Annotated in this window: 10 protein-coding genes; 1 reads left to right on the top strand and 9 read right to left on the bottom strand. The window is 27.9% G+C overall.

Features of this window, described 5'->3' with window-relative positions; all coding sequences use genetic code 11:
* Positions 1-52 precede the first annotated feature (52 nt).
* Both nagA and KGF46_RS17955 read right to left on the bottom strand, forming a co-directional pair.
* A complete protein-coding gene (gene nagA, locus KGF46_RS17950; protein WP_227861530.1) occupies positions 53-1,186 on the bottom strand; it encodes an N-acetylglucosamine-6-phosphate deacetylase in 1,134 nt (377 codons plus the stop codon).
* Between the two features lie 9 nt (positions 1,187-1,195).
* Entirely contained in the window at positions 1,196-1,930 is a 735-nt protein-coding gene (locus KGF46_RS17955; protein ID WP_227436666.1) for a GntR family transcriptional regulator, read from the bottom strand.
* Between the two features lie 292 nt (positions 1,931-2,222).
* Here KGF46_RS17955 and KGF46_RS17960 point away from each other — a divergent pair, with 292 nt between their 5' ends.
* Positions 2,223-3,065: a S1-like domain-containing RNA-binding protein gene (locus KGF46_RS17960; RefSeq protein ID WP_227830118.1), complete on the top strand. Its 843-nt coding sequence runs from the start codon at positions 2,223-2,225 to the stop codon at positions 3,063-3,065.
* An 87-nt stretch (positions 3,066-3,152) separates the two neighbouring features.
* Here KGF46_RS17960 and KGF46_RS17965 read toward each other — a convergent pair whose 3' ends face one another.
* The 7 genes from KGF46_RS17965 to KGF46_RS17995 all read right to left on the bottom strand — a co-directional run bounded on the left by KGF46_RS17965 (position 3,153) and on the right by KGF46_RS17995 (position 10,585).
* Entirely contained in the window at positions 3,153-5,486 is a 2,334-nt protein-coding gene (locus KGF46_RS17965; protein WP_227843027.1) for an ABC transporter permease, read from the bottom strand.
* Positions 5,483-6,166, bottom strand: coding sequence for an ABC transporter ATP-binding protein (locus KGF46_RS17970; protein WP_227830120.1), 684 nt, complete (start codon positions 6,164-6,166; stop codon positions 5,483-5,485). The genes KGF46_RS17965 and KGF46_RS17970 overlap by 4 nt, the downstream gene beginning before the upstream one ends.
* Before the next feature lie 71 nt (positions 6,167-6,237).
* Positions 6,238-7,479 carry a sensor histidine kinase gene (locus KGF46_RS17975; RefSeq protein WP_227843028.1) on the bottom strand — a complete coding sequence of 414 codons (1,242 nt, stop codon included), beginning with the start codon at positions 7,477-7,479 and terminating at the stop codon, positions 6,238-6,240.
* A 10-nt stretch (positions 7,480-7,489) separates the two neighbouring features.
* On the bottom strand, positions 7,490-8,176 hold the full coding sequence (locus KGF46_RS17980; protein WP_227861529.1) for a response regulator transcription factor: 687 nt from the start codon (positions 8,174-8,176) through the stop codon (positions 7,490-7,492).
* A gap of 237 nt (positions 8,177-8,413) precedes the next feature.
* Positions 8,414-8,842: a hypothetical protein gene (locus KGF46_RS17985; RefSeq protein WP_227830123.1), complete on the bottom strand. Its 429-nt coding sequence runs from the start codon at positions 8,840-8,842 to the stop codon at positions 8,414-8,416.
* Between the two features lie 116 nt (positions 8,843-8,958).
* The gene (locus KGF46_RS17990; protein ID WP_077705485.1) at positions 8,959-9,222 is read right to left on the bottom strand and encodes a zinc ribbon domain-containing protein; all 264 of its coding nucleotides are present in this window, start codon (positions 9,220-9,222) and stop codon (positions 8,959-8,961) included.
* Positions 9,223-9,403: 181 nt separating this feature from the next.
* Positions 9,404-10,585, bottom strand: coding sequence for an NADP-dependent malic enzyme (locus KGF46_RS17995; protein WP_227830124.1), 1,182 nt, complete (start codon positions 10,583-10,585; stop codon positions 9,404-9,406).
* Positions 10,586-10,667 lie beyond the last annotated feature (82 nt).

Raw genomic sequence — 10,667 nt, forward strand, 5'->3', positions numbered from 1 at the left:
TATTACTATTTTTAAATATCTTTTATTTTCTTTAAAGCTTATTTTTTACATGCTACATATTTTTGTATACTACTTCTCCTAAGCATAGAGTCATCTTGCAGTCTAAGTTGTCATCAAACACAGCTATATCTGCATCTTTACCTATATCTAGACTTCCTTTTTTATCATTTATGCCTAAAGATGTTGCTGGATTTAAGGATGCTAAATTAATTGCTTCATTTACTCTAAGGTTTGTATTATTTAGAAAGTTAAGTACCATTTTATTTAAAGACAATACACTACCAGCTAATGCACCATTTTCAAGTCTTGCTTCATTACCTTTAACTATAACTTTTTGACCTCCAAGAGCATAATTTCCATCTTCAAGCCCACCTGCTTCAATAGAATCTGTTATTAAAATCAATCTTTCTCTACCTTTGTTGTTCAATATAAATTGAAATAAATCTTTATTTATATGGATTGTATCTGCTATTAATTCACTATATACATCAGTTGTAAGTGCTGCACCGACAACTCCAGGGTCTCTATGGTTTAATCCAGTCATTGCATTAAACATATGAGTTATATTTGTTACACCTAAGTTTATAGCTTCCTTAGCTTGCTCATAACTTGCATTACTGTGACCAATAGATAAAACTATATCTGTACATCTTTTGATTTCTCTAGTAAAGTCAAAATCTATATCCTTTTCTGGAGCATAAGTTATGACCTTTATAACATCCTTGTATTCTTTGATAAATTCATATTTTGAATTTATTATAAACTTTTCATTTTGTGCCCCTTTATAATTTTCATTTATAAAAGGTCCTTCTAAATGTGCTCCTAATACTTGAGCTCCTCCAGTTTTTCTACTTTTAGCTTTTTTAATAACTTCAAGTGCATCATAAACATGCTCTTTATCCATTGTCATTGTAGTTGGAAGAAAAGATGTTACACCATGTCTCATTATTGATTTTGAAATTGTCTCAATAGATTCATCAGTTGAATCCATTGTGTCTTTTCCCATATTTCCATGTATATGAATGTCAATAAGACCTGGAGATATATATTTACCATCAACATCTATAACTTCACAATCTTTTGGTATCTCATCAGCTATATCAATTATTTTTTCATCAAATACTAATATTTTATTTTCTAAAATTTGATTCTTTAATACTATTTTCCCATTAATTAAACATTTCACCTTATTCACCTACTCACTCAATACTATTTCATATTGATATTTATCTGTTCTAAATATCGATATGGTATACTCTATAGGATTACCTTCTTTATTATAAGAATTCCTATGAAGTTTAAGGGCTAAAGAACCTTCTTCTGTTTCAAGAAGCTTACTTTCTTCATCTGAAAGTATAATTGGCTCCATTACTTGCTCAGCTTTTTGTATCTTGTAGCCATATTTTTCATTCAAAACTCTATATAATGAAGAATTATCTAATATTCCTTTTGTAAGACCTTTACACATTTCTTCTGATAAATACACTATTTCTAATCCAAATGGCTCTCCATCTGTATATCTAAGTCTAATAATTTTATATATATTTGTTGTATTATCACTTATTCCAAGCTTTCTTTTTACTAAATCGTCTGGTAGTTCCATCTCAAAGGATAATATATCCGTTCTTATGTTTACTCCCTTTTCCTTCATTACATCAGTGAAACCTTTTACATTTGAGAACTGATACTTCTTTTTTTGCTTTGCGACGAATGTACCCTTTCCTTGTACCCTGTAAAGAAGACCTTCTGTAACTAAGCCAACAATAGTTTTATTCACTGTCATACGACTTACATTTTGTATATTACAAAGTTCTCTTTCTGGTATTATTGCATCACCTTCTTTAAGCTCACCTGTTTCTATCATCTCTCTTATTATGGCACTTAGTTGAGTATGCAATGGTATATTACTAGATTTATCTACTATTTTCATAAAATCACCACTTTTCAATATGGTATATACCAATTTTGGTATATACCAATTATACTTTAAAAGAAAATTTATTTCAATACTTTTAACTTATTTTGTAAAAATTTTAGGAAAATCTAAAGACAAAAAAGAAATTGGAGTTTATACTATATAAGAAGCTAAATAATTGAAAATACATGAATAATTACATTATTTATTATAAATTTCACTAATACTAATACATATACTGTGAAACACTACTACATAAGAGTAGTATGACTAAATTGTAAATATAAAATGAGAGGATGATTTTAATTTGATAAAAATAGGTGATTTTAATAAGCTTATAGTAAAGAGAAAAACAGAATTTGGATATTTCCTAGATGGACAAACTAATAACACAAAGGACGATGTGCTTCTTCACAATAGATTAATAGGAAAAAATGAAATAAATATAGGCGATGAAGTAAATGCTTTTATATTTAAAGATTCTGAGGATAGAACTGCTGCAACTTTAATACCTCCTTTAGCTAAAGTTGGAGATGTTGCATATCTAAAAGTAGTTGATAACACAGACATTGGTACTTTTATAGATATGGGGCTTACAAAAGACATACTAGTTCCTTTTAAAGCTAAGACTTATCCATTGTTTAGAGATGAAAAATATTTATTTTATATATATTTAGATAAAAGTGGAAGAATAGCTGCTACTACAGATATAGATTCATATTTAGAGACAGACCATACTTACAATGCAGGGGATGTGGTAAATGGAGTTGTGTATGGATTCCAAACCAACAACTCTGCTATGATATGTGTTGACAATAAATACGCTGGTGTAATCCTTCATAATGAATACTTTACAGAATTAAAAGCTGGAGATGTTCTTGAAAATTTACATGTTATAAAAATATATGATGATGGTAAATTAGGGCTTTCTCCTAGAGGAAACAGAAAAGATGAACTTGATACCTTAGAAAATAAAATTTTAAGCTATTTAGAAGGTTCAGATGGATATATGAGATTTAATGATAAATCTGACCCTAAAGATATTTCTATCTTATTTAATTCAAGTAAGAAAAATTTTAAACGTGCTCTTGGAGTACTTATGAAGAAAGACTTAATTTATCAAGATGAAGATGGAACTTATCTAAAGTAAATTATATAACACAAAAATCGAAGTAAAAATGAAAGATATTTTCTATTTCATATTTACTTCGATTTTTGTTTAAGTTACTACCTATATTTATTGCGCATTTACTACATCTATTATGTCTAATTCACAAATCTTTTTAATTGGTTTTCTTACTGATAGTAAAGTTATTAGTATCATAGTCACCACAATGATAAACAGTAAATCAAAAGGTATTTGCCACTCTATATGAAATTTTAATGTTACTAAAGATACAAATATATACCTATGTAATATTAATCCAAGTACACTACCCAATAAACACCCACTTAAAACATATGTACTTGATTCTACTATTACCATTTTTCTTAATTGCTTATTGGACATGCCTATTGCACGCATAATACCATAATAATTTATTCTACTTGTAACACTTATACTCATACTGTTTATGATATTAAACATACTTATAATCGCAATTATAAATACAAACCCATATACAAAAATTGCCATAGTGTAAAATGAATTTTTAGCTTCTAAGTTACCTTGTCGCTTATCTCGAACCTCTAAAGTATCATCTAGCATACTTCTTATATTTTGAATTAAATTTCCAGGAGCATCTTCATCAACTTGAGTATCAATTATTATATAGTCTTTTATACCTGTTACATTTGTAAAAGTATTTTCAGATGTTATAATATTTCCAATATATTTGTCTTTAACATCAAATGGAGTTGAAGAAAGTATACCCGCTACCTCTATCTCTTTCTTAGAATTTCCATTTTTAATATATATCTTATCTCCAATATTAAACCCATGACCTTCCTCTACCAATCCAAGATTTTCTGACTCTAATTTTTCTTCATTAATTTCCCCTTTTACTAGATACTTTTTAGCCCAGTTAAATTGATTCTTTTCATAAGAAATTAGCTGAGATTTTGCCCCTTTATTATCATATGTAGCCTCTATATCTGTCATCATTCTACTATATACTTTTTTTATTCCTTTGATATTACTTATTTCATTAATATCTTCTTTAGTAAGAACAGATTTAAAGTCAGGGTCAACAATAGATATATGAGCAGCTTCTGGCTTTATAGGTTTAAGTGCTTGATACATAAAGTCTATAAATACACTAAAACCTAAAAATAACACAATACTAATAGCAAATGAAGAAGTCATCAGTATAAAAGATTTTTTTCTTGAAAAAGCATGATTTATTCCCATAGAAGTATCAATTTTAGAACTTCTTGCATTAGCAATTTTACTTGCTTTTTCATTAGTTAAAATTTCTTTGAACATTAGATTTCCACGTATAGCACTTAGTGGCGATACTCGAGAAGCTTTTTTTGCTGGAACAACAGCTGATAATATTACTGTTAAAAATCCTACTATTATTCCAAACACAATACCTATAAAGCTAACCTTTAAAATTGGCATCGAACCAAATAACTCTGTATTCACATATTTGAGAAATATAGAGGATATAATGGTTACAATACTTCCTAATAACACCCCTATTGGAATAGCCTTTACACTTAGAATTAAACTTTCTAAAACAACAAATTTTTTGACTTGGAGTTTTGATGCTCCCAAGCAACGTAATAGTCCAAAAAATTTTATTCTCTCTACTACACCCATATTAAAACTATTGTATATCATGATAATACTTGCTATTAACACAAGTATAAAAAGTACTCCTGCTGTCAAGTAAAGTGGTTTAGAATAATCAGAGTCACCTTGACCTATAATAGAAAGTAATTTTTCATTTTTACCAACTTGTTTATCACTTAAGTTTAAGGTGTTTTTAATATCAGAGGTTGCTTTTCTAATATTAACTCTGTCTTTAAATGTAATATAATAATTATTATATGTTTCTGATTTTTCAATAGCTTGTATACCTAGTATTGAAAGCATCAATCCATGTTTATCTGAGGCTTTTAATCCTGCCATTGATGAATATACGCCTACTATCTTATAGTTTTTATCTCTCCCATCTGACAACCTTACTTTTATAAAGTCTCCTACTTTTAAATTAAATTCCTTAACTGCATCTATATCTATTAAAGTTTCATTCTCTCCAACAGGATAACGCCCTTTTATTATTTCTAGACCTAATTGTTTTGCTAAATCTTCATCTAAACCTTGTATCAAAATCTCCCTTGATTTAAATTCTCCATTTTTAGCAACTTGCCCTCTCCCATGGTGAGCTATATCTACTCTACTACTTATTTCTGATATAGCTTCTTCATTAAGATTTTTAAGTACTATGTGCCAATTTCCATCATCCTTAATAAATTGTACTTTTTGACATTGTATAGCCATATCTGCTAGTCCAAAAATAGCAGTAACTAAACATACTGCAATGACAATACATAAAATTGTAGTTTTATTTTTTTTCTTATGTACCTTTGCATACTGTGGTACTAGCTCTAAGTAGCTTCTCATTCTCTATTCACCCCCAGGTCTTTAAGCACTCCGTCAGAAACCTGCAGTATCCTATCTGCTGTAGAAGCTATATTTGTATTATGAGTTATCATAATAATAGTTTGATTATATTTTTCTGCTGTCACTTTTAAAAGTGAAATTACATCACTACTATTTTTACTGTCAAGATTTCCCGTTGGCTCATCTGCCAATATAATTGATGGCTTTGTAATCAGTGCTCTTCCAATTGCAACCCTTTGTTGCTGACCACCAGATAATTGATTTGGAAGATGGTTTTTTCTATCTTTAAGACCTAAAATTGTCAATACTTCATCTAGATAAATAGTATCTGGTTTTTTGTAATCTAGTAGTAAAGGAAATACTATATTTTGTTCCACAGTTAATTCAGGTATAAGATTATATGATTGAAAGACAAATCCTATATTACGACGTCGAAAAATAGTCTGTTTTTCTTCTTTCATTGAACATATTTCTTTACCATCAATAAATATTTTTCCTGAGGTTGGAGTATCAAGACCTCCTAAAAGATTTAATAATGTACTCTTACCTGAGCCAGATTCTCCAACTACAGTCACAAATTCTCCCTTAGAAATTGTAAATGATACATCTTTTAACGCCTCTACTTTTGTGTATCCATTTCCATATGTTTTACATAAATTATTAACCATAAGAATATCCATTTGCTCTCTCACCTTTCTAATTGATTAATATCATAATAATTCATACACCTTACTGTAAGATGTATCCTATCTTACATATTAGTAAGCTTTAAAAAACTTAGAGTAAATGTACATCCTTGTGAAAAATTACTTTCTACAGTGATGGTTCCATTGTGTTGTTCTATGATAGATTTGACTAGTGGCAACCCTAGTCCAAGACCTTGATTATTTTTTGAAAACTTACTCCTATAAAATCTTTTAAATATATGATGTATATCTTCAATATGAATTCCATTTCCAGTATCCCTTACTGAAATAATAGTTGTTATAGGTGTTTCAATCCACTCTATCATTATTTTATCGTTCTCTTTTGTATTATCTAATGCATTTTTTATAAGATTACTTAAAGCTTCTGACATCCATTCATAATCGCAAAATAAGTTTGTATTTTCTAGGCCTCTTATAGAGATAATCTTTCCTTCTTTTTCTGCTCTAGTTTCAAAACTATATAAAATTTTAGTAATCATTTTTTTTATGTTAACACTATTTTTGTTAAGAATTATTGTCTTTGAATCTATCTTTGTAATCTTTAATAAATTTTGTATCAATGATTCTATACGCTCTAATTCATTTTGACTCTTCTGGACAAAACCTTCAATAACTTCACTATTATGAATCTCTTCTTGCAATATTTGATTGTACATCATCAATGCAGTAAGTGGAGTTTTTAGTTGATGTGATATATCTGAAATTGTATTTTTAAGAAATTCTTTATTCTGTTTTTCTTTCAATATATGCGTGTTTAGAGATGTTGACATAGCATCTATTGAACCAAATAACTTTGATAAGCTACCTTCTTCATAAGTATTTAACCGTACATTTATATTTCCATTCATAAATGAATCAATTTTATAACTAGCTTCTTCTATCTTGTTTTGTTGCCTAAAAAAATACACATACAGTATAAAAATAATCAAAGCAAAGAACATAAATAAATACAGAAACATAGTTTTTATATATTTACTTTGAAACAATTTCACACTTGGCATAAAACTATCATCTGTATCAAAGTCATATCCAGCTGTATTTAAGATTTCTTTTCCTTTTAGAAGATACTTATCTTCATTAGTAGTGAATACTGCTGGTATTTTTGATTTATCAACACCCATACTCTGTAAATATCCAGCTATATTATAATCATGTTGTACCAATGCTCTTTTATAATCACTGGTTATATTTACAACTACTACTTGACCTACTACCATAAACATCAATAAAACGGATATAATCGCCAAAAAAAATATTTTTATGTCTTTATTAGAAAATATCTTCATATTAACACCCTCACTTTATAACATTCCATTTATAGCCCATTCTTCTAACTGTTAATAGAAATTTTGGATTTTCTGGATTATCTTCAATCTTATTTCTTAGTCTTCTTACATATACAGACAAAGTGTTATCATCTACAAAACTACCATTTCCATCCCATAGCTTGTCCAATATATTTTTTCTCGTAAGTACAATGTTTTTATTTTTCATAAGTAGGCACAATAATTTATATTCTGCTGTAGTAAGTTCCAGCTCAATTTCATTTTTAAAAACACGATTTTCAAGTAATTTAACAGTAATATTATTTGATTTTAATTCAGCTATATTTTCATTTGTAAAATTATAACGTCTAAACAAAGCTTTTATTCTTGAAATTAACTCATTTAATTTAAAAGGTTTTGTTATGTAATCATCTCCACCCATATCAAGCGCCATTACTACATTTACTTCTTCATCAGAAGCAGTTAAAAATATAATTGGCACATTAGAAATTTCTCTTACCTTTTTACAAATATCAAAACCATTACCATCAGGTAAGGATACATCCAAAAGCAGTAAATCATAATTTTTTTCTTTGTACATTTGCAATGCTTCTTTTACTGTTCTTGCTATATCAACACTAAATCCACTCTTTTGTATAGAAAATTCTAACCCATATATCAAACTTAAATCGTCTTCAACCAACAATATACTACTCATCTCAATCACTTCCATTTTATTTATTTTTATTTTTCATATATTATATACCTAACTTATTATATTTTTACTCTGTTAAAAATACAATACCTTGAAATCAATGATTTAAATATTTTAAAATTATTTTTATATGATTTTATATCATTAATTTAATACTTTGAAATCTTAATAATTAAAAAAGCTTAAAATACACTAAGTATTCTAAGCTTTATTTAATCATATTTTATATATTTATATTATTTATTTTTTTAAAATACTATTTTCAATACTGCCTTTATCAAACATTTCATTATCTTTACCATTACCTATAGAAATATCACTTATATTTCTAATATTTGTTGAATAGTTACCACTAAGTTCCATCTTATCGAAATTCATATGCCCTAGCTTTTGTATTACAAATCCCATTGATGCAAGTAAAATAGCAAATATTATATACTGACTAAAGTTACTCATATAATAATTTATAATGTTATATTCATTCCCTGTGACTGTTAACTGTTTTGTAGATAGCATAGTATATATATATTCAGTACAATTTATAAATACATATATACCATAAATAACCAACAAAATAGATAAACAGTACATTATAATTGAAACTTTTGATATTTTTTTAAATTGCTTCACTCCAAAACTTTTTTTCAACTTCTCAATAAAATTTTTCATTTTAACTCCTCCAATACATTATTTAATAAAATATAATAATATTAGTATATAGAGTTAATGTGTTTATAGTATTAAGTTTTAATGAATTTTATATGAGTTATTGATTTTGTATAAGCTTATTTCCAGCGCTTTAATGTTGGAAAGAAATTATTCATCATACTTCTTGCTTCATCTTCAGTCATACCTTTATTACTTTGAACCATAGGAGGTATACAGATTTCTATCATCTCTTCCATACTTATATCAGCAGTAAATTCACCATCTTTAAAACAATAGCTACAGTAATCATCACTTTTACTTCCATCTTTATTTGTTCCATACAATTCATTAGTACATCCCATTGGCATACCACAACATTGACAAAATCTAGTTTCTTCCATTATAATCACTCCTTGTATATTTTTCTTTGGCTCCTAACCATATTTAAATTATAGCAATATTAATATGACATGATTATGTCATATTAAAAATAAAAAGACTAATAAAATTATATATTAAGATATAAATTCTATTAGTCTATATTTTATTTACTCACTTAAATTTTTGATTCTTAAATAAAGGTTATATTCTATTTACTTTAGTCTTTATTGCTGCTTCTTTAACTGCTTCAGCAACATTTTTTACTACATTTTTATTAAATACATCTGGTAATATATATTCTGGACATATTTCTTCATCAGTTATTGTATTAGCAATTGCATATGCAGCTGCTATTTTCATTTCTTCATTTATTTCTTTAGCTTTCACATCAAGTGCCCCTCTAAATATTCCTGGGAATGCTAAAACATTATTAACTTGATTAGGGAAATCTGAACGACCAGTTCCCATTATAAACGCTCCACCTAATTTTGCTTCTTCTGGCATTATTTCTGGAGTAGGATTTGCCATTGCTAGTATTATTGGTTTTTCAGACATACTTTCAACCATTTCTTTTGTTACAGTTTTTGGACCTGAAACACCTATAAATACATCTTTACCTTTTATAACATCTTTCAAAGAACCTTTTTCATTTCTTATATTAGTTACATCTAACATTTCTTTTTGAACCAAATTTAATCTTTCCATGTTAGCTTCCAGTGCACCACTTCTGTTGCATAGTACTATATTTTTAACATTCATTTTAAGTAATATTTTTGCTATTGCTATGCCCGCAGCACCTGCTCCATTTATAACTATTTCTAAATCTTCTATTCTTTTGTTTTCAATTAACTTTATTGCATTTATTATTGCTGCTGCCACTACTATTGCAGTACCATGTTGGTCATCATGAAAAACAGGTATACTCAAAGATTTTTTTAATCTATCTTCTATTTCAAAACATCTTGGAGAAGATATATCCTCTAAATTTATTCCTCCAAATACTGGTTCCATTAATTCCACAGACTTAACTATTTCATCTACATCATTAGTCTTTAAACATATTGGAAAAGCATCTACATCTCCAAATTGCTTAAATAATATAGATTTACCTTCCATAACAGGTATAGCTGCTTCAGCACCAATATTGCCTAATCCAAGTACAGCACTTCCATCACTAACTACTGCTACTAAATTACCTTTAGAAGTATATCTATAAACATCCTCTTGATTTTCATGTATTTTTAGACAAGGTTCTGCAACACCTGGCGTATATGCTGTTGATAAATCATCCTTAGTTTTAACTTCTACCTTACTTTCTACATTTATTTTCCCTTTATTAACTTCATGCATTTCTAATGCCAATTTTGCGTAATCCTTAGACATCAATCTTCCTGCTACTCAAAATATGGTCAAATATATCCATATCGAGATTTTTCCTTCTTCACTGAACCTCGCCTTGCCTAAG

The organism is Clostridioides sp. ZZV14-6153 (assembly GCF_020657855.1).
Taxonomy (GTDB): Bacteria; Bacillota; Clostridia; order Peptostreptococcales; family Peptostreptococcaceae; genus Clostridioides.